Annotated in this window: 19 protein-coding genes and 1 tRNA gene; 5 read left to right on the top strand and 15 right to left on the bottom strand. The window is 62.0% G+C overall.

Features of this window, described 5'->3' with window-relative positions:
• Positions 1-2: 2 nt before the first annotated feature.
• Positions 3-500 carry a hypothetical protein gene (locus IPM06_06160; GenBank protein ID MBK8769997.1) on the bottom strand — a complete coding sequence of 166 codons (498 nt, stop codon included), beginning with the start codon at positions 498-500 and terminating at the stop codon, positions 3-5.
• Positions 488-3,088: a leucine--tRNA ligase gene (locus IPM06_06155; protein ID MBK8769996.1), complete on the bottom strand. Its 2,601-nt coding sequence runs from the start codon at positions 3,086-3,088 to the stop codon at positions 488-490. The genes IPM06_06160 and IPM06_06155 overlap by 13 nt, the downstream gene beginning before the upstream one ends.
• A gap of 103 nt (positions 3,089-3,191) precedes the next feature.
• On the opposite strand from IPM06_06155, the gene IPM06_06150 reads away from it, so the two are divergent.
• Positions 3,192-3,896, top strand: coding sequence for a YggS family pyridoxal phosphate-dependent enzyme (locus tag IPM06_06150; GenBank protein MBK8769995.1), 705 nt, complete (start codon positions 3,192-3,194; stop codon positions 3,894-3,896).
• On the opposite strand, the gene IPM06_06145 is transcribed toward IPM06_06150, so the two are convergent.
• Complete coding sequence (locus tag IPM06_06145) at positions 3,799-4,401, bottom strand: L,D-transpeptidase family protein (GenBank protein MBK8769994.1); 603 nt, start codon at positions 4,399-4,401, stop codon at positions 3,799-3,801. The two genes, IPM06_06150 and IPM06_06145, sit on opposite strands and share 98 nt — an antisense overlap.
• Positions 4,402-4,468: 67 nt before the next feature.
• Between IPM06_06145 and IPM06_06140 the strand changes: the two genes are divergently transcribed.
• Both IPM06_06140 and IPM06_06135 read left to right on the top strand, forming a co-directional pair.
• Positions 4,469-5,155: a response regulator transcription factor gene (locus IPM06_06140; protein ID MBK8769993.1), complete on the top strand. Its 687-nt coding sequence runs from the start codon at positions 4,469-4,471 to the stop codon at positions 5,153-5,155.
• A gap of 96 nt (positions 5,156-5,251) precedes the next feature.
• Positions 5,252-5,716, top strand: a complete 465-nt coding sequence (locus IPM06_06135; GenBank protein MBK8769992.1) for a cyclic nucleotide-binding domain-containing protein — start codon at positions 5,252-5,254, stop codon at positions 5,714-5,716.
• Positions 5,717-5,721: 5 nt separating this feature from the next.
• Here the strand turns inward: IPM06_06135 and IPM06_06130 are convergent, their stop codons facing one another.
• The 5 genes from IPM06_06130 to IPM06_06110 form a co-directional block, all read right to left on the bottom strand.
• Complete coding sequence (locus IPM06_06130; protein MBK8769991.1) at positions 5,722-6,528, bottom strand: exodeoxyribonuclease III; 807 nt, start codon at positions 6,526-6,528, stop codon at positions 5,722-5,724.
• A gap of 46 nt (positions 6,529-6,574) precedes the next feature.
• Entirely contained in the window at positions 6,575-7,219 is a 645-nt protein-coding gene (locus tag IPM06_06125; protein ID MBK8769990.1) for an outer membrane lipoprotein carrier protein LolA, read from the bottom strand.
• A 66-nt stretch (positions 7,220-7,285) separates the two neighbouring features.
• Positions 7,286-9,793, bottom strand: a complete 2,508-nt coding sequence (locus IPM06_06120; protein MBK8769989.1) for a DNA translocase FtsK 4TM domain-containing protein — start codon at positions 9,791-9,793, stop codon at positions 7,286-7,288.
• 163 nt (positions 9,794-9,956) lie between these two features.
• Complete coding sequence (locus tag IPM06_06115) at positions 9,957-11,495, bottom strand: ammonium transporter (GenBank protein MBK8769988.1); 1,539 nt, start codon at positions 11,493-11,495, stop codon at positions 9,957-9,959.
• Between the two features lie 31 nt (positions 11,496-11,526).
• Positions 11,527-11,865: a P-II family nitrogen regulator gene (locus IPM06_06110; protein ID MBK8769987.1), complete on the bottom strand. Its 339-nt coding sequence runs from the start codon at positions 11,863-11,865 to the stop codon at positions 11,527-11,529.
• A gap of 197 nt (positions 11,866-12,062) precedes the next feature.
• Here IPM06_06110 and IPM06_06105 point away from each other — a divergent pair, with 197 nt between their 5' ends.
• On the top strand, positions 12,063-13,307 hold the full coding sequence (locus IPM06_06105; GenBank protein ID MBK8769986.1) for a UbiH/UbiF/VisC/COQ6 family ubiquinone biosynthesis hydroxylase: 1,245 nt from the start codon (positions 12,063-12,065) through the stop codon (positions 13,305-13,307).
• Positions 13,308-13,310: 3 nt separating this feature from the next.
• Here IPM06_06105 and IPM06_06100 read toward each other — a convergent pair whose 3' ends face one another.
• Genes IPM06_06100 through IPM06_06080 form a run of 5 tightly spaced genes read right to left on the bottom strand, consistent with a single transcriptional unit; the run spans position 13,311 to position 15,968 of the window.
• Positions 13,311-13,667, bottom strand: coding sequence for a DUF971 domain-containing protein (locus IPM06_06100; protein ID MBK8769985.1), 357 nt, complete (start codon positions 13,665-13,667; stop codon positions 13,311-13,313).
• Positions 13,660-13,842 carry a Trm112 family protein gene (locus IPM06_06095; GenBank protein ID MBK8769984.1) on the bottom strand — a complete coding sequence of 61 codons (183 nt, stop codon included), beginning with the start codon at positions 13,840-13,842 and terminating at the stop codon, positions 13,660-13,662. The genes IPM06_06100 and IPM06_06095 overlap by 8 nt, the downstream gene beginning before the upstream one ends.
• Positions 13,839-14,489 (bottom strand): LON peptidase substrate-binding domain-containing protein, encoded by a 651-nt coding sequence (locus IPM06_06090; GenBank protein MBK8769983.1) that lies wholly within the window; start codon positions 14,487-14,489, stop codon positions 13,839-13,841. Before IPM06_06090 ends, IPM06_06095 begins: the two co-directional genes overlap by 4 nt.
• A gap of 18 nt (positions 14,490-14,507) precedes the next feature.
• Positions 14,508-15,419, bottom strand: coding sequence for a thioredoxin (gene trxA, locus IPM06_06085; protein ID MBK8769982.1), 912 nt, complete (start codon positions 15,417-15,419; stop codon positions 14,508-14,510).
• A gap of 45 nt (positions 15,420-15,464) precedes the next feature.
• Positions 15,465-15,968 carry a prolyl-tRNA synthetase associated domain-containing protein gene (locus IPM06_06080; protein MBK8769981.1) on the bottom strand — a complete coding sequence of 168 codons (504 nt, stop codon included), beginning with the start codon at positions 15,966-15,968 and terminating at the stop codon, positions 15,465-15,467.
• Positions 15,969-16,079: 111 nt separating this feature from the next.
• On the opposite strand from IPM06_06080, the gene IPM06_06075 reads away from it, so the two are divergent.
• Positions 16,080-16,154: transfer RNA gene (locus IPM06_06075), tRNA-Gly, on the top strand.
• Between the two features lie 109 nt (positions 16,155-16,263).
• Here the strand turns inward: IPM06_06075 and IPM06_06070 are convergent.
• Positions 16,264-16,584: a heavy metal-binding domain-containing protein gene (locus IPM06_06070; GenBank protein MBK8769980.1), complete on the bottom strand. Its 321-nt coding sequence runs from the start codon at positions 16,582-16,584 to the stop codon at positions 16,264-16,266.
• A 56-nt stretch (positions 16,585-16,640) separates the two neighbouring features.
• Positions 16,641-18,233 (bottom strand): bifunctional phosphoribosylaminoimidazolecarboxamide formyltransferase/IMP cyclohydrolase, encoded by a 1,593-nt coding sequence (purH, locus tag IPM06_06065; GenBank protein MBK8769979.1) that lies wholly within the window; start codon positions 18,231-18,233, stop codon positions 16,641-16,643.
• Positions 18,234-18,274 lie beyond the last annotated feature (41 nt).

Raw genomic sequence — 18,274 nt, 5'->3', positions numbered from 1 at the left:
GCTCAGCCTTCGCGGGTGGCAAAGAAGGCCGAAATGCGCAAGCGCAAATCCTGCGCCAGTTCATGCGCCGCGCGTTCGCGGGCGTTTGATGCCGCCTGCAGATCGGACACCGGCTCCTGCACTGTGTCATAGGCAGAAGTCGTGAAGCTCTTGCCCTCGGCCACGGCCCGGCCCGTGCCAGCCTCCACCAACTGGTAGCTCACGTTGAGCCGGTAGCGGTAGCGGTCTACCGTTGTGCCATCCACGGAGGACAGGCTGTCCGTCTTCTCGACGACGGCCATCTTCAGGAGAAAGCGGTTGCCGCCAGCGCCAAAGGCCGAAATCAAATCGTTGCGCACCAACTGACCGGCGCGGGTCCGCTGCTCCTCGACGGAAACCTCGGCCAACTGCTGAACGACACCCGGACCCCCGTTGTTGTTGCCATAAAGCGGCCGGTAGCCACAACCCGCGAGGGCAATGGCCATTCCAGCCAGCATGGCAATCGGGATCAGTTGGCGCATACGATGTTCACAATCCTGTCCGGAACCACAATGAACTTGCTCACGGGCTTGCCGTCAAGGGCTCGTGAAACCGACTCAAGTGCCATCACCATAGGCTCCAGAACGTCACGTGTCGCGCCCTTCGGCACCCGGATCTCGTCGCGGCGCTTGCCGTTGACCTGGACTGCCACCGTCACCTCGGTGAGCGCGGTCAGGGCCGGGTCGGCCTTCGGCCATGGCGTATCGACCACCGCGACCGCGTGACCCAGTACCTTCCAGCATTCTTCAGCCAGATGTGGCATCATTGGGGCGAACAGAAGCACCAGCGTCTCGACCGCTTCCCGCAGCGATGCAATTTCGCCGGGCGAGCGGGTGGACTTCTGAAGCGCCGTGCCGACGGCATTCGCCAACTCGTAAAGCCGGGCAATGGCACGGTTGAAGCGCAGGTTCATCAGATCGTCGGTGACGGCAGCGACAGTCCGGTGACTGGTCTGGCGCAGGGCCAAGCCGCTCTGGTCGTGCGCGGCGCCAGCATCCAGCGCCGCCGCTTCGTTGACCATGCGCCACAGGCGCTGGGTGAACTTCCAGGCACCGACGGCGCCCGCATCGGTCCACTCGATATCGCGCTCGGGTGGTGTATCCGACAACATGAACCAGCGTGCGGTATCCGCGCCGTAGGATTCAATGATGATGTCAGGATCGACGACGTTCTTCTTCGACTTGGACATCTTCTCGATGCCGCCCGTCACCAGAGGCTCACCCGTCCTCGCGTGAACCCAGCCCGACTCCTGCTTGACCGCGTCGGAGGGAAGGACCCACTCTCCTGCCACCGTCTTGTAGGTCTCGTGGACGACCATGCCCTGCGTGAACAGGGAGGCGAAAGGCTCATCCATGTGCAGATGCCCCGTCGCGTGCATGGCGCGGGAATAGAAACGCGAATAGAGAAGATGCAGGATCGCGTGCTCGATGCCGCCGATGTACTGGTCAACACCCATCCAGTATTTCGCCGCAGCCGCGTCAACGGGCACATCGGCGTGAGGTGAGCAGAACCGGGCATAGTACCAGGATGAGTCGATGAAGGTATCGAACGTATCCGTCTCGCGCGTCGCCTTGCCACCACATTTGGGGCAGTTCACGTGCTTCCATGTGGGATGGTGGGCCAGCGGATTCCCCGGCTTGTCGAATGTCACATCATCAGGCAGGCGGACGGGGAGGTCTTTCTTCGGCACCGGAACGATGCCGCAAGTCTCGCAATGGATGACGGGAATGGGGCAGCCCCAGTAACGTTGGCGCGAAACACCCCAGTCCCGGAGGCGGAAATTCACCTTGCGCGCAGCCACTGGCCGTCCAGCGAGGCGCTCCTGTTCCAACTTGTCGGCCACAACCTTGAAGGCCTCTGCCGGATCCAGGCCGTCGAGGACGCGTGAATTGACCATCACACCATCGCCATCAAAGGCCGCGCCAGAGGCCAGATCCGCCTCCGCCTGTGATGCCGCGGCGGCATCCGTGGGCCTCACCACCTGCGTGACCGGAAGGCCATACTTGCGGGCGAAATCGAGGTCGCGCTGGTCATGGGCCGGGCAGCCGAAAATCGCGCCCGTGCCGTAGTCCATCAGGATGAAGTTGGCGACATAGACTGGCACCTTCCACGACGGGTCGAGCGGATGCGTGGCCACGATCCCCGTGTCGAAGCCCATCTTCTCCGCCGTCTCGATCGCGGCAACTGATGTGCCCATGCGCCGGCACGATTCACAGAAGGCTGCAAGCTCCGGATTGTTTTCGGATGCAGCCTTTGCAAGCGGATGGTCGGCAGCGATTGCCATGAAGGAGGCACCGAACAGGGTGTCGGGCCGTGTCGTATAGATTTCGAGTTCGGTATGGCCAGACGGTGCAAGCTCGATCTGCCAGCGCAACAGCAGCCCTTCCGAACGGCCAATCCAGTTGCGTTGCATGAGGCGGACCTTCTCAGGCCAGTTGCCAAGACTGTCCAAGGCTTCCAGCAGGTCCTGCGAGTAGGACGTGATCTTGAGGAACCACTGCGAGAGTTCGCGCTGCTCCACCAGCGCTCCTGAGCGCCAGCCGCGGCCTTCGATCACCTGTTCGTTGGCCAGCACGGTGTGATCGACCGGGTCCCAGTTCACCTTGGAGGACTTCCGCTCGACGAGGCCCTTCTCCATGAAGTCGATGAACATGGCCTGCTCATGCCGGTAGTAGGAGGGATCACAGGTGGCGAACTCGCGGGACCAGTCCAGCGACAGCCCCATGGACTTGAGCTGCTTGCGCATCGCCGCAATGTTCTCGTAGGTCCATGACTTGGGATGCACCCCCCGCTCGATGGCTGCATTCTCGGCAGGCATGCCGAAAGCATCCCAGCCCATGGGATGAAGCACATTATAGCCGGCGGCGCGGCGGAAGCGGGCGATGACGTCGCCCATGGTATAGTTACGGACGTGTCCCATATGGATGCGTCCCGACGGATAGGGGAACATCTCCAGGACGTAATACTTCGGACGGCCCGGTTCCTCGCTGGCCTCAAAGCTCTTGTTGTCGGTCCAGTGGGCCTGCCACTTGGGTTCGACAGTGCGATGGTTATAGCGCTCGATGCTCACCGACATGGGGTCAGGTCCTGAAGAAAGTCTTTGAAATCACGTGTCGGCGAGGCTGCTACCAGTCCTTGCCAAGGCCCGCAAGCGTGGCCATAAGCGCGGACAAATGACTGATGCGGTTTCAGAGGCCTACCTTGCCGTCCGTGCGGAGATTGAGCGCGCCTGCGTCTCAGCCGGGCGACGGGCCGCCGAGGTGACGCTCGTGGCCGTCTCCAAGACCCACGATGCCCCCGCGATCCTCCCTGTGCTCGACGCCGGTCACCGCGTCTTCGGCGAAAACCGCGTGCAGGAGGCCAAAGGCAAATGGCCGGCCTTGAAAGAGCGTTTCCCGGATATCGAACTCCACCTCATCGGCCCTCTGCAAACCAACAAGGTGGCCGAGGCCGTGTCCCTTTTCGATGTGATCCAGTCGGTGGACCGTGACAAGCTCGCTGGAGCCCTTGCAGCGGAGATGAAGAAGCAGAACCGGGCATTGCGCCTTCTGGCCCAGGTCAATACGGGCGAAGAGCCCCAGAAGGCCGGGCTGCCTCCACGCGATGTGGCTGCGTTCCTCACGCGGGCGCGGGACGTTCACGGCCTGCAATTCGCAGGCTTGATGTGCATTCCCCCCGTGGATGCCGACCCTGTCCCGCACTTCCGGCTGTTGGCCGATCTGGCGCGTGAGCATGGTCTCGCGGAATTGTCGATGGGCATGAGTTCGGATTACGCCGCCGCTATTGCCGCGGGAGCGACCTGCGTGCGGGTGGGCTCGGCGATCTTCGGAGCGCGCCCGGCGGTCCACCTTCCGGCGGCCAGATCACCAGGAAGGTGACCGGCCCACAACGCGCGAGAATCTTCTCCATGTCGCGCCGGGCAATGGCGATGCATCCGGCCGTCACGGTGCTGCCAGCCCGCGTCAGATGGAAGAAGATGGCGCTGCCACCACCCTTCACACGTGGACGGGAATTGTGACGGGTGGGGATGACAACGTCGTAGGCCCCGTCGGCACGCCAGAAATTCTCATTTCCCTCGCCCGGCTGAACCGTGATCTTGCGATTGTAGCGGCCGTCGACGGGATCCTCACACCAGGCGTCGGTCTTCCGGCTGGCGCGCACGGCAAGGCCGGTGCGGGGGCGGGGAAGCCTGCCGTCGCGGTAGTAAACCTGCTCCAGCTGCCAAACGCCAATGGGGCTCGCGCCGTCGCCCTCCCGCTTCCGGTAGGCCCGGCCACTGCGTCCGAGGCGGCAGGTGACCGTGGTCGGGCCGATTGTCAGCCGGCCAGTGGTGGACGATGCCGATCTCGCGCGGACGTGAAGATATGTTATGCTTCCTATCACGGACTGTTGTGTTGCCCCATCACCCCTCAGCCCGCAAGAGCCGCTCCGGTGACGAAAAGGGAATTCCATGTCCGCCAAGAAGAAGCTCCTGATCATCGACGACGACGACGCGCTGCGTGACACGCTGGCCGAACAGTTCTCTCTGCATGATGAATTCGACGTGGCCCAGGCCGAGACGGCGGCGGCGGGCCTGAAGCACCTCAAGGCCGACACGTTCGACCTCGTGGTTCTCGACGTCAATCTCCCTGATATGGATGGGCGCGAGGCCTGCAAGGTGATGCGCCGCAACGGGATCAAGAGTCCCGTCATCATGCTCACCGCACAGGGGTCTGATTCCGATACGATCCTAGGCCTCGATGCGGGCGCCAACGACTATGTCGTGAAGCCGTTCCGCTTCGCCGTCCTGCTGGCGCGTGTGCGCTCGCAGCTCAGAAGCCACGAACACAGCGAAGATGCGGTCTATCGCGTCGGTCCCTACACGTTCAAGCCGGCTGCCAAGATGCTGCTCACCGATGCGGGCAAGAAAATCAGGCTGACCGAGAAGGAAACCGCCATCATCAAGTTCCTCTACCGTGCAGGAGAGACCAGCGTGAGCCGGGAAACGCTGCTGCAGGATGTATGGGGATACAATGCCGGTGTCTCAACCCATACGCTGGAGACGCATATCTACCGCCTGCGGCAGAAGATCGAACGGGATCCGTCCCACGCCGAGATTCTTGTCACCGAAGGTGGCGGGTACCGCCTGCTGCCCTAGGCCCCGGGGTCCGGCGCTTGCCAAATCGAGGCTGCGCGGGCAAAGGACTTCCATGTCGGGCGGGGTGCCGAAACTTCAGGCGGGGGCAGGTCGGCCATGAGTGTCAGGGCCGACGCCGAAAGCTTGCGCCAAATTCCGATCTTCCGTGAATGCGATGCCGTTCCCCTGCAGGTCATGGCCTTTGCGGCGGAGCGGCAGAATTTCCTGCCCGGTGAAACCATCATTGCCCAGGGGAAGAAGGCGACGTCGGCATTCTTCCTCATGACCGGAACAGCGCGGGTGCTGACCGGTGAACAGGAAGTAGGGCGGGCCGAACCTGGGGCGCTCCTGGGCGAACTGGCCATGATCAGCGGGGCACTTTACGCGGTCACCGCCATCGCAGCTGAATCCGTCACTGCGGCCCGCATCGACAATGCCCTTTTCCTGCGTGTTGCCGAGGAATATCCGGAGTTCGGACGGTCCGTCCTGCTGGCGCTCTCACGCAAGCTGGATTCGTCCGTCAAGGAATTCGACCAGATTCGCGGGATGCTGGTGAAAGCGCGGGGATTCTCCGACCTCTGACACGCTCAGGCTGAAAAGCGCGCAATAACCGGCACGTGATCGGAGGGTTGCTGCCAGCCCCGCGCATCCTTGTGCACGGTGATTCCGGTACAGCGATTTGCGATTCCCTCTGATGCCCAGACGTGGTCCAGCCTGCGGCCCCGGTTGGCGGCCTGCCAATCCTTGGCGCGGTAACTCCACCATGTATAGAGCTTCTGGTCCGGCGGCACGTGCTTGCGCATCACATCCTGCCAGCCACCGGCTTGCTGAATGGCCAACAGGGCTTCGGTCTCGATCGGCGTATGGCTCACCACCTTCAGCAGGTCCTTGTGGGACCACACATCCTCCGTGAGCGGAGCAATATTGAGGTCGCCGACCAATATGGCCTCATGGCCACCGGGCCTTGCCTTGCTCTGTGTCCATGACTGAAGTTCGTCGAGAAAAGCGAGTTTGTGGGCAAATTTATCGTTGATCCCTGGGTCGGGTTCATCACCGCCGGCGGGGATGTAGAAATTGTGGACGACGGTGGGATCAGGGAGATCGAGGACCACACTCACGTGGCGGCAATCGCCCTTGCGGCAGAAGTCATGCGACACCTGCCCGGTGAAGGGGATGCGGGAGACGATGGCAACGCCATGGTAGCCCTTCTGGCCAAACTCCGCGATGTGCTCGTAGCCCAGCGCCTTCAACTTGGCGCCCGGAAACTGCCCTTGCGGACATTTCGTTTCCTGCAGGCACAGCACGTCAGGCGCGTGTTCCCTCAGGAACCGGCAGACAAGGTCGATACGCAGGCGGACGGAGTTTATATTCCAGGTTGCAACAGAAAAGCCCATGGCACTTTTCATGCCATGGGCCCATTGAATTGCAAACAGGGAAAGCTCAGTTGCGAACCTGATCCTTGCGTTTGATTGTCTCCATGAACAGCTTCTGGTTCAGCTGCACGTCCTTTTCGAGGTTCGCGAACTGGACGGTCGTCTTGCGGCCCTTGCCGTCGACGATGATCCACTGCTGCAGGGTGTTCTGGGAGTTGTCGTAAATCAGCACGATGTAGCCGCCCAACTGATCCTTCTTGTCCGCGAGCGCGATGCTCGTGAAGCCGTCAGCCTCTTCCACCGAGAGTACCATCGTCTCGGCCAACAGGTCGATCTTGGGCGCCACGATGAGGCGGAGCGGTGTAGAACGCAGCGGCACCTGATCCCCGCGCTCCTTCACCTTGTTCTTGATGGTGAGCCAGCGCCCGTCGGAGACGATGAGCAAGGGGCTCGGCGGTGCATAGTCGAACCGGATCTTGCCGGGCTTGCTCAACATCAGCACGCCCTTCACCGATTGACCGCGGTCGCTCGTCTGGGTGAAGTCGCCACGCAGGGTGGTGAAGCTGTTGATGAAGTCATTGACGCGGACCACCGCTGCGCGTTGCGCATCGTTAAGGGTGATGGGATTGATCTTGTTCGCGGCGGGGGCTGAGCCCGACACGGCAATCGCCGTCAACAAGGCAAGAAAAGTGAACTTCAGAAATTTCAACATGATCCATCCGGTTCAAGAGTGAAGGGCCGATTACGCAGACAAACAGGCCGATTTGTGACGGTGCCCCTACACGCGGGCGCTGTCGCCGGGCACCAGAATCTCGCGCTTGCCCGTGGCGCTTGCAGTTGAAATCAGACCCTCTTTCTCCATCCGTTCGATCAGGCTTGCGGCCTTGTTGTAGCCCACTTGCAGGCGGCGCTGGATGTAGCTGGTGGAGACCTTCTTGTCGCGCAGAACCACGGCGACGGCCTGGTCGTAGAGATCATCTCCGGAACCACCGTCCGCCGCTGCCCCGGGCTCGCCATAGCCGCCTTCTTCCGGTTCCTCGGTGACCGCGTCCACATAGTCCGGCGAGCCCTGCGACTTGAGATGGCGCACGATGGCCTCGACTTCCGAATCCGAGACGAAGGGTCCATGCAGGCGGGAAATGCGCCCGCCGCCAGCCATGTAGAGCATGTCGCCCTGGCCGAGAAGTTGTTCTGCGCCCTGCTCACCCAGAATGGTGCGGCTGTCGATCTTGGATGTCACCTGGAACGAAATACGGGTCGGAAAGTTGGCCTTGATCGTGCCGGTAATCACGTCCACCGACGGGCGTTGCGTTGCCATGATGACGTGGATGCCCGCAGCGCGCGCCATCTGTGCCAGGCGTTGCACGGCACCTTCAATGTCCTTGCCCGCCACCATCATGAGGTCTGCCATCTCGTCGATGATGACGACGATATAGGGCATCGCGGCGGTTTCCATCTCCTCCTGCTCGAAGATGGGCTGGCCCGTATCGGGATCAAAACCGGTCTGGACCGTGCGGCTGAGCTTCTCGCCCTTTTCCAGCATCTGGGCGACACGCGTGTTGAAGCCGTCGATGTTGCGCACGCCAACCTTCGACATCTTCTTGTAGCGCTCTTCCATTTCCCGGACCGCCCATTTCAGCGCGACGACGGCCTTGCGGGGGTCGGTCACGACGGGCGCCAGCAAATGAGGAATTCCTTCGTACACGGACAATTCCAGCATCTTGGGATCGATCATGATGAGCTTGCAGCGCTCCGGCGACAGCCGGTAGAGCAGCGACAGGATCATGGTGTTGATGCCGACCGATTTGCCGGAGCCCGTGGTGCCGGCAATGAGAAGGTGCGGCATGCGCGCCAGATCGGCATAGATCGGCTCGCCGCCGATATTCTTGCCGAGCGCCACCATGAGGTTGGCGGTACTGCTGGCGAAGGCCGGAGCCGCAAACATCTCGCGGAGAAAGACAGTCTCACGCTTGGCGTTGGGCAATTCGATGCCGATGGCATTGCGCCCCTGCACCACCGCGACGCGGGCCGAAATGGCACTCATCGAGCGGGCGATATCGTCGGCAAGGCTGATGACGCGCGACGACTTGATGCCGGGCGCAGGCTCCAATTCATAGAGCGTGACGACTGGGCCTGGCTTGACGTCAATGATCTGGCCCTTCACGCCGAAATCATCCAGCACGCCTTCCAGATTACGGGCGTTGGCTTCCAAGACATCGGCTGAGACCTCGTGCTGCTTGGACGGGCGCTTGGGCTCACTCAGCAGATCGAGATCAGGCAGGTCGAAGACGTCGGCTGTCTTGCGCTTCTGCTTTGGCTTTACGACGGACTTCGCCACCTTGGCGGGCGGGGGCAGTTCCTCCGCGTCTTCGTCATTCACGAAGTCGAGATCTTCGTCTTCGTCGAGGGCGGGGGCTGGCGGAGGGGGAGCGTCACCGGCGGAATCGCTGTCGTCGTCGAGGAAGGTGGGTTCAATCTTGCGCTTGCCGCGCATCAGGCCGCGGGCGGGCGCAAGCCGGGTCAGGATGTCTTCACCCTCTGTTGCATCACGCCGCGTGTTGGCCTTGCGGACGGTTGTGTCCTGCCAGAGGCGTGAGAGGAAGCCGGCACCTGCGGTCACTGCACCTGCACCAGACAAGGCCGCACCCCAGCCGAGCGTTGCCGTGCGGCCGAGCAGGCGGCCAGACGCATTGACGCCGACGCGCGTGTGCTGGCCGGTGAGGCCCATGGCACGGAGGCCGCTCCAACCGAGAAGGACAGCGCCGGCCGCTGCGGCGAGCATTTGCGCGAGGATTGGCTTCAGGCCAGCCGACAATGTGCCCACGAGCAGGTTTGCGAGGCTGTCGCCGACTTGCCCGCCCATTCCGCCTGCCAGCGGCCAACTGGCGGGTGGTGGCAGAACGGAGGTGAGCAGGGCCGCACCCAGCACGGCCAGCAACCAGTGAAGGAAGGACCATTTGAAATTGACGAGGTCCTCGTGGCTGAAGAGGCGATAGACCCAGGCCAGCGGAATGAACAGGAAGGCAAGGCTGGCGAGGCCCAGATGCTGGGCCAGAAGATCCGCCACCACGGCACCGGGATAACCCAGCCAGTTGGTGGGGATCGCACCCGTGGCATGGTTGAACGAGGGATCCTGGGCCGACCATGAGGCCAGTGACACTCCAGCCAGGGCGACACCGCCTAACAGGATCATGCCGGAGAGTTCATAGGCCCGGTTGCGCACGAAACGGCGCAGGGCGGCCGGAATGGCGCTGTCATCGGTGTCATAGGTTTCATGGACGGCCATGGCGATATCCCCGTCCGGGAACAGTCTCCCGGCATAACAAATGGTTAACGGCACAATGGCAAGCCATGGTTAAGGTGACGTAAATGAAGCGCGTGGTCAGGCGTCTCTCCACAAAGAAAAACCCCCGCTCGTGCGGGGGTTTTGCCAGTGAGGTTCGGACCTATCAGTTGTAGGCGCGTTCGTTGTGGCTGGTAATGTCCAGCCCCTGACGCTCGTCCTGTTCGTCCACGCGGAGGCCCACGGTAAACTTGCAGATGGTCAGGGCGATGAAACTCACCGCGGCGGACAGTGCGACAGCCACCACGACACCCCAGACCTGCGCGGTGAACTGCGCAGCGAGGGCATAGTCCAGGAGTTTCGTCGACGTGTCAGTGGCGAGGTAGTCGGTGACACCCATGCCCTGCCAGCCGCCGCTCCAGTTCGGATTGACGAAGATGCCGGTGAGCAGCGCGCCGAGAATGCCGCCGATGCCATGAACGCCAAAGACGTCGAGAGCGTCGTCATAACCGAGCTTCGCCTTCAGCCACACCACGGCGGTGAGACACACGGCACCCGCGAGCGCACCAATGACAATGGCAGACATGGGACCCACCCAACCGCAGGCAGGGGTGATCGCAACGAGGCCTGCCACCATGCCAGAGGCTGCACCGAGGAAGGAGGCGTGACCGCGCGTCAGCCACTCTCCGGCACACCAGGCCAGCGTTGCCGCTGCAGCACCGAGGATGGAGTTGAGGATCACCAGCGCTGTGAGGCCGTTGGCTTCAAGGTTGGAGCCGGCGTTGAAACCGAACCAGCCCAAGAGCAGCATGCCTGTGCCGATGCCCACAACCGTGAGATTGTGCGGCGCCATGGCTTCCTTGCCGAGGCCCACGCGCTTGCCCAGCATGAGGGCGCAGACAAGCCCCGCCACGCCTGCGTTGATATGAACAACGGAACCTCCGGCGAAATCCAGCGCGCCCTTGTTGAAGAGAAAGCCGTTGGCGGCGTTCACGGCGGAGGAATAGTCCGCCAGCACCGTGGCCTTGGCGGCATCGTCGGTTGCCGCCGCGAGCTTGGCGAGGAAGTCGGTCGCCGCTGCTTCGCCGACGCAAGCCTTCACCGTGTCGATTGCAGCGGGATCAAGCGTGAAGCAGTCGGGGCCTGCCCACCACCACACCATGTGGGCCATGGGCAGGTAGGAGAAGGTGAACCAGATCACCATGAAGAGCAGCACAGCCGGGAATTTCATGCGCTCGGCAAATGCACCGACGATGAGCGCCGGCGTGATTGCGGCAAAGGTGAGCTGGAAGGCGAGATAGGCGTATTCGGGAACGTAGGTTTCCTTGGAGAAGGTTGCCGCCATGGTCGAAATGGTGACACCGTTCAGGAAGAGCTTGTCGAAACCGCCGATGAAGGCGTTGCCGTTGGTGAAGGCGAGGGAGTAGCCATAGATCACCCACAGGATGGCGAGCAGGCTGAAGACGACGAAGACTTGCATCAGCACGGAGAGCACGTTCTTGCTGCGCACAAGACCGCCGTAGAACATGGCAAGGCCCGGCACCGTCATGAATACAACGAGACTGGTTGCCACCAGCATCCAGGCGGTATCGCCCTTGTTTACCGATGCCGCGGCGAAGGCATTGGTCGCGGGAAGAAGCAGGGACAGCAGCGTGCCTCCCGCCAGGGCCGCAAGGGGCCGTTTCAATGTGTCCGTCAAAGACATGCGCATTTCCTTTTTGCGTGAGAGGATGATTTCAAAGTGCGGCAGAGCCGGTTTCGCCGGTGCGCACACGCACGGCGAGTTCAAGCGGGAGCATGAAGATCTTGCCGTCCCCGATCTGCCCGGTCTGGGCGGCGATCTGGATCGCTTCGACGACCCGGTCGGCGATGGCATTGTCGACGGCCACCTCGATCTTGATCTTGGGAACGAAACTCACGGCATATTCCGCCCCGCGATAGAATTCCGTGTGGCCGCGCTGGCGGCCGTGGCCCTTTGCTTCGGTGACGGTGATGCCCTGGATGCCGAGAGCCCCCAGCGCCTCACGCACCTCCTCAAGCTTGAAGGGTTTGATGATTGCGACGATATACTTCATGTGACGAAAGCCCTTTCCGGGTATGCCCCTGCTGTTGACCGGACTCCGCAACTCAAGAGTCGTGCCAGATCACGAAGGAGTACAAGCCATTGAAATTCCAGTTTTTCTCGAATCTGAATTTTCAACCCCACCAAGAGATTGCCTAAATTGTAATCAGTACGAATTGCGTGATGCATTCTTAATCAGGACTTCTGCTCATGACGGCCACCTCTCTTTCTTACCCTGACTTTGACGCCATCATCGTGGGCGGCGGACCCAATGGGCTTGCAATGGCGCTGGCTCTGGCAGGCCGGCAGGCAGCACCTGCTGCGCGGGTCCTCGTGCTCGACGCCCGCGACCCCCGTTCCTTTGCCGCCGCCGGAAACGACACGCGGGGGTCCGCCCTGACGCGGGCTACGCAGAATGTCTTCAAGGGATTGGGCTGCTGGGACGACTTGCGCGATCACGTGGCCGAAATGCGAGAGATCATCGTCACGGACGGAACGGGCGCGCTGGATGCCCGCCCTGCCTATTTGTCCTTTGCCGCCGCTGAAGGTGCCGCCGCAGCGGTCATCACGGAAAACCGCTGGATCGCGTCCGCGCTCATGGCGGCGGTCGAGCGTTCACCCGGCGTTGTCATCCAGGGTGGCGTGACCGTGACTACCATCACCCAGGAACCGGGCGGCGTGCGCGTCTCCCTCGCCGATGGCACGAGCCTGAGGGCGCCCCTGCTAATCGGGGCCGACGGGCGAAACTCCTATGTCCGCAAGACTCTCGGCATTGCGGTAGAGGGGCATGATGACCATCAGGTCGCACTGACGTTCTCCATTTCCCACGCGTTGCCCCATGGTCATCGAGCGGAGGAACACTTCTCCGCCACAGGTGTCATTGCATTCCTTCCCCTGCCGGGAAATCGCTCATCCATCGTGTGGGGCACGTCGCCCGATGAGGCGGCGCGCCTGATGAATCTTGATGACAAAGCCTTTGAAGTTGAACTGAACGCGAAGGCCGGCCCTCATCTGGGACGCATTGCATTGGAAGGCAGCCGCCAAGCTTATCCGCTGCGGCGGCAGGTGGCGCGCGCCATCACCGGGCCGCGTACGGCCCTGATCGGTGATGCGGCGCATATCATTCATCCCCTCGCAGGACTTGGTCTCAATCTCGGATTCAAGGATGTTGCGGCACTGGCCGATTGCGTGAGTGAAGCGCTCCTGCGCGGAGAGGATATTGGCTCAGTCAATGTGCTTGAGCGCTATGCCCAATGGCGGCGGTTCGACATCGCTTCCACGATTGCCGCAATGGAAGGCATGAACGCCCTCTTCGTCAACGACTGGCCCGTGCTGTCACAACTCCGAAAGGCGGGCCTCAAACTTGTCGACAAGATGCCGAGGGTCAAGGCCGCACTGATGGAAGAGGCTGCGGGCATGAGCGGTACACTGCCGCGCCTCATGCGGGGCATGTGAGGTCTAGGCGCGGGAAAGTCCTGCTGCCTTGACCTTCTTGTCATACGCCGCAATCAAGGCATCGCCTTCACGCATCAGTTTCATCAGGTAGGGCCAGGTGTAGATGCCGGTGGAATGCCCATCGTCAAAAATGAGGCGGAGGGCATAGTTGCCAACAGCTTCGACCTTGCCGATCTTCACCTTGCTCTTGCCCCAGACCAGTTGCTCCTGGCCGGGGCCATGACCCTTCACTTCCGCGCTGGGACTTTCGACGCGCAACAATTCGGCCGTGATTGTTCCCTGCTCGCCGCTGTCGAATGCGACGTGCAATTCCGTTCCGCCCTGCTGGACACGGATATCGGTGGGCCAGGCGCTAGTCACGGTTGAGCTCACGGGCTTCCTCGGCAAGCATGATGGGAATGCCATCGCGGATTGGATAAGCGAGCCCGGCTGCGCGCGAGACAAGTTCCTGCCGCTCCGCATCATAGACGAGCCGGGTCTTGGTCACAGGGCAGACCAGGCGTTCGAGCAGCTTGGGATCGGGAACGCCGGTCATTGCAGGCGCGCCCCCTTGGCACCGCCGGTCAATGCAAGTTCCGTGAGCGCGATCAGCATGTCGGCACGCGCCTGCAAGTCATTGGCTTCCAGCAGGGCTTGTTTCTCCGGAGCGGGATAGGGCGCCAGCTGAGACAGGGTGTTGACCAGCAGCTCGGTCGGTATCTGCTCAACCTCGCTCCAGTTGGCGCTCATGTTGTTGGCTTCGAGGTATTGGCGGAAGGCGCGAATGACGGCCGCGCGGTTGACGGCACGCGCATTGTTCTCGCTCACCAGGTCTGCAGCGAAGCCGGAATAGTCGGCTTCAACCTGGCGGAAGGGCGTTGTCACATCCAGTTCGTTCCTGATGGTGAAGCGGCAGACGCCCGTCAGCGAAATGAGGAAGCGATCGTCTTCCGCCTCCGAATAGGAAGTGATGCGGCCAAGACAGCCCACCTGCGAAAGAGCTGGCGTTTCGCCCGTATCACCGGGAAGGGGCTGGATCATGCCGATCAGATGGTTGCCGGACATCGCATGTTCGACCATGGCAAGGTATCGCGGCTCGAAAATATTCAGCGGCAGATCCGTGCGTGGCAGCAGAAGGGCTCCCGAAAGCGGGAACACGGGAATGACCGGAGGCAGTTCACTGATCGACGTGTAGCGCGGCACGGCACGTCTCCTTCCACCTTACGAGAACAGGACAGACGACAGCTTGCGGCGTCCCTGAAGCGTTGCGGCATCCTGCGGACCCCAGGCTTCAAAGAACTGCACAAGCTGCTTGCGGGCCGCGCCGTCGTCCCAGGCGCGGTCCTTGCGAATGACGTAAATCAGATGATCGGTCGCCTCGGCGCGATTGCCCGTGCCGTTGAGCAGAGTTGCCAATTCGAGGCGGGCCTCGAAGTTGTTGGGATCGGTTGCGATGGCCTGTTCCAGCCTGGCAAGGCCGCTCGTATCCACAGGATTGAGCAGGAGATCGAGGGCGGCGCGGGCGCTGACGATCAGCGGATCGTTGGCCTTGTCGGCTGGCACGGCGTCCAGCGTGTGCTGTGCCGCCTCGATCTGACCTGATTCCATCGCAGCTTGGGCCTGCAAGGCATAGGCCTCGCTCTGGGTCTGGTCAGCCGTCAGGATCTGGCCCGTGATATCGAGGGCGGCCTCGTAATCCTTCTGTGCCACCGCGGCGCGTGCCATGGCCAGGGCCGAAGCGATCTGTTCTGCCAGGCCGCCCATCTTCGTCAGGCGCGCAACGAACTGACGGATCTGCGATTCGGGCAGGGCTCCCATGAAGCCATCCACGGGACGGCCATCAACAAAGGCAAAAACAGCCGGAATGGATTGCACCCGCAACTGTCCGGCATAGGCAGGATTCTCGTCGATGTTGACCTTGACGAGCCTCACCTTGCCATTGTTCTCGCGTACCACCTTCTCGATCATGGGGCCGAGTTGCTTGCAGGGACCGCACCAGGGTGCCCAGAAATCAACGATGACGGGCACTTCGCGCGATGCATCTATCACGTCCTTGGGAAAGGAAGCGTCTGTCGCGTCGAGTATCATGGCGGCGGGTGCGCCCGTTGCGGCTGAATCGAGGATCATGCTCATGAATATTTCCGGTGTTTGTGGCCGTTATTTGGGAGGTTTCAGCGGTTACGGCAAGGGATCACTGACGGGGACCACGCGCGGGTGATGGCCGCAGGCCTTGATGAACGTCACCAGGTCGGCAGATGAAATGGTTGTGGTGGCGGCATTCTGCAGGGGATGGAAGTTGAGTTGCGCCTCCTGCATCATCCGCTCGTCCAGAATGACGTTGGTGCGGACAGACTTGTCGTTGATGAGGCCGAAGGGCGTCACGGATCCCGGTTCAACGCCCAGGACTTCCATCAACAGGTCCGGCTTCCCAAAGGTCAGACGCTTCGATCCGATCTTGGCGGGAGCGGCCTTCAGGTTAATGACCGAGTCTTCCAGCGCCACGATCAACCAAAGCACGCCCTTTTCGTCCTTGCAGAACAGGTTTTTGCAATGGCCGCCAGGAATATCGTCATGCACATTCTTGGCTTCTTCCACGGTGAAGACAGGATCGTGTTCCGCCGTTTTCACGGCAATGCCGAGCCCCGCCAACATGTCGAAAAGCTCTTGGCGCGTTGCAGGCATTTGCAAAAATCCTTCTGATAACAATTGCAAACGACGCTATTGCATTTGCAGTCGGCTTAGGCAATAAGACGCCCCGCCGGATGCATATCAACCGTCGCATCGGGCCGCTAAGCGGGCGTAGCTCAGGGGTAGAGCATAACCTTGCCAAGGTTAGGGTCGCGCGTTCGATTCGCGTCGCCCGCTCCATTTTCTCTTCAGACATCATTGTCCATCGGACCGGGTTAAATCCGGGCCGTGGCCGACTGTCCTCTGCCCCGGCATGTTACGCTCCTGTCTTGGTGAGGTGCGGCCGCCTCTATTCGATCCTCACCGCCGTGCCACAGGCCGTCACCATCAGCATCGAACCGTTTGTCCCCACCGTCTCGTAATCAATGTCGACGCCAATCACCGCGTTGGCGCCAAGCCGGGCGGCCTTGTCCGTCATCTCCGCCACTGCCGTCTGGCGGGCATCGTTCAGCACCTTTTCATAGGAGCCGGAACGGCCGCCGACGATATCGCGGATGGAAGCGAAGAGATCCCGGAACAGGTTGGCGCCGAGGATCGCCTCACCGGCGACGAGCCCCTTGTATTCGACAATGCGATTGCCTTCGACGGTATTGGTGGTGGTGACGAGCATGTTGTCCTCCGGTTGAGCAAAGGACATGTGGCCCGTGGCGCGATGAATTCAAGCAGTCAGTGGCGGAAGTGCCGCTGACCTGTGAAGATCATTGCCAGCCCGCGGTCGTCGGCGGCCTTGATGACGTCGTCGTCCTTGATGGAGCCGCCGGGCTGGATGATGGCGGTGGCGCCGGCATCAGCAGCAGCTTCGACACCGTCGGCGAAGGGTAAGAACGCATCGGACGCCAGAACCGCGCCCTTCACCAGGGGCACATCACCGCCGGCATGGCGTGCGGCATCCAGCGATTTGCTGACGGCGATCCGGGTGGAATCGATCCGCGACATCTGGCCAGCGCCAATTCCCACGGTGGCGCCATCACGGGCAAAGACGATGGCGTTGGATTTCACATGCTTGGCCACCAGCCAGGCGAACTGGAGGTCAGCCATCTCCTGTGCTGTCGGCGCGCGCCTGGTGACGATGCGGGTCGTGATTTCCGCCAGTCCCGTTGCATCGCGCGTCTGGACCAGCAGTCCGCCGGCAATCGTCTTCACGCTGCGGGTCGCGAGCTTTGGATCAGGCAGTCGCGGCAAGAGCAGGAGCCTGAGGTTCTTCTTTGCGGCGATGATCGAGAGCGCCTCGTCCGAAGCGCCGGGAGCAAGGATCACTTCCGTGAAGATGGCGCTGATGGCGCGCGCCGTCTCCGCATCCAGCGGCTGGTTCAAGGCGATGATGCCGCCGAAGGCGCTCACCGGGTCGCAGGCCAGTGCCTTGCCGTAGGCGTCGGCCAACGAGAGGCCCGTCGCAACGCCACAGGGGTTGGCGTGCTTGACGATGACACAGGCGGGCGCGCCGGTGCTGAATTCAGCGACGCATTCGAGTGCCGCATCGGCATCGTTGATGTTGTTGTAGGAGAGTTCCTTGCCCTGCACCTGGCGTGCATCCAAGAGTCCCATGCGGCCGTCGGCGTTGCGATAGACGGCGGCGTGCTGGTGGGGATTCTCACCGTAGCGCAAGGCCAGCGCCCGCTGTCCGGCAAGGATGATGCGGGGTGGAAACTGTTCGTCCGCGCGCGCCTGGAACCACGCGGCAATGGCCGCGTCGTAACTTGCGGTGCGGGCAAAGGCCTTGGCCGCGAGAGAGGTGCGCAGCGCCGATGTGGTGGCGCCGTCATGGGCTGCGAGATCGTCCAGAACCGCGGCGTAGTCAGACGGGTCCACGACCACGGCCACGCTCTCGTGATTTTTAGCGGCGGCCCGGATCATGGCCGGTCCGCCCACGTCGATATTTTCAATCGTGTCCTCATCGGACGCGCGGCGGGCAACCGTCTCCTCGAAGGGATAGAGATTGACGACGAGGAGATCGATGTTGCGGATGTTGTTGTCGGCCTGGGCCTTTTCGTGCACCGCATTGCCGCGCACGCTGAGCAGTCCGCCGTGGATGGAGGGATGCAGGGTCTTCACGCGCCCGTCCATGATTTCCGGAAAGCCCGTCACGTCCGAGACATCGCGCACGGCCAGTCCTTCGCCGCGCAGGAGTTTTGCCGTTCCGCCCGTCGACAGCAGTTCAATGCCGCGGGCAGAAAGTGCCTTCGCAAAGGCGACGAGGCCCGTCTTGTCGGAAACCGACAGCAGGGCACGGACAACGGGGCGGAGAGCTTCGGACGTCATGGCGCGCCTCTTAGCCAATGCCGTCCGTCACCGGAACCGCT

The sequence above is a fragment of the Hyphomicrobiales bacterium genome (genome assembly GCA_016710435.1).
Classification (GTDB): Bacteria; Pseudomonadota; Alphaproteobacteria; order Rhizobiales; family Aestuariivirgaceae; genus Aestuariivirga.
Note: the sequence above shows the minus strand (reverse complement) of the source record. Positions and strands in the feature narration are given on the sequence as shown.